Origin of the sequence: Saccharopolyspora sp. NPDC049426 (assembly GCF_040676935.1) — a bacterium.
GTDB lineage: Bacteria > Actinomycetota > Actinomycetes > Mycobacteriales > Pseudonocardiaceae > Saccharopolyspora.
The window spans coordinates 1-1,368 of the sequence record NZ_JBFAPZ010000036.1 but is presented as its reverse complement, the minus strand read 5'-3'; the positions used below and the strand labels follow the sequence as shown (position 1 = coordinate 1,368).

Here is a 1,368-nt window from a genome sequence, read left to right as displayed (position 1 = left end):
CTTGGAGATGAGGTCCATGACGGAGGAGTCGGCGAGGGTGGAGACGTCGCCGACTTCGCGGTTTTCGGCGACGTCGCGCAGCAGGCGGCGCATGATCTTGCCGGAGCGGGTCTTGGGGAGTTCGGGCACGACCATGATCTGCCGGGGTTTGGCGATCGGTCCGATCTCCTTCGACACGTGGTTGCGGAGTTCGGCGAGTGCGGCTTCGCCGCCGGCTTCGTCGGTGACGCCGCCGCGCAGGATGACGAAGGCGACGATGCCTTGTCCGGTGGTGGGGTCGCTGGCGCCGACGACGGCGGCTTCGGCGACGTTGGAGTGGGAGACCAGGGCGGATTCGACTTCAGTGGTGGAGATGCGGTGGCCGGAGACGTTCATGACGTCGTCGACGCGGCCGAGCAGCCACAGGTCGCCGTCGGCGTCGTACTTGGCGCCGTCTCCGGCGAAGTAGAAGCCCAGGTCGGCGAACTTCGACCAGTAGGTGTCCTTGTAACGCTCGTCGTCGCCCCAGATGCCGCGCAGCATGGAGGGCCAGGGCTTGTCGAGCACGAGCAGTCCGCCGCCGCCGGGTCCGACTTCGGTGCCGGTTTCGTCGACGACCTTGGCGGAGATGCCGGGCAGGGGGGTTTGCGCGGAGCCGGGTTTGGTGGCGGTGACGCCGGGCAGCGGGGAGATCATGATCGCGCCGGTTTCGGTCTGCCACCAGGTGTCGACGATGGGGGTGCGGTCGGAGCCGATGTGGGTGCGGTACCAGATCCAGGCTTCGGGGTTGATCGGTTCACCGACCGAGCCGAGCACGCGCAGTGAGGACAGGTCGTACTTGGCGGGGATGTCCGCGCCCCACTTCATGAAGGTGCGGATGGTGGTGGGGGCGGTGTAGTAGAGGGTGACGCCGTACTTCTGGACGATTTCCCAGTGCCGGCCCTCGTGGGGGGTGTTGGGGGTGCCTTCGTAGATGACCTGGGTGGCGCCGTTGGCCAGGGGCCCGTAGACGATGTAGGTGTGGCCGGTGACCCAGCCGATGTCGGCGGTGCACCAGTACACGTCGGTGTCGGGTTTGAGGTCGAAGACGTGGTGGTGGGTGTAGGCGGCCTGGGTGAGGTAGCCGCCGGAGGTGTGCAGGATGCCCTTGGGTTTTCCGGTGGTGCCGGAGGTGTAGAGGATGAACAGCGGGTGTTCGCTGTCGAAGGCCTGCGGGGTGTGGACCTCGGGCTGGGGGTCGACGAGTTCGTGCCACCACTTGTCGTGGCTGGTGTTCCAGGTGATGTCGGTGCCGGTGCGCTGGACGACCAGCACGTGCTCGACGCTGGGGGCCTCGGCCACGGCGTCGTCGACGGCGGCCTTGAGCGGCATGGCCTTGCCGCGGCGGTA

Annotated in this window: 1 protein-coding gene; it reads right to left on the bottom strand. The window is 67.5% G+C overall.

The genetic code is table 11. The features are described from left to right. The coding region (acs, locus tag AB0J78_RS33375) for an acetate--CoA ligase (protein WP_363796055.1) at window positions 1–1,368 on the bottom strand (1,368 nt) is incomplete at both ends.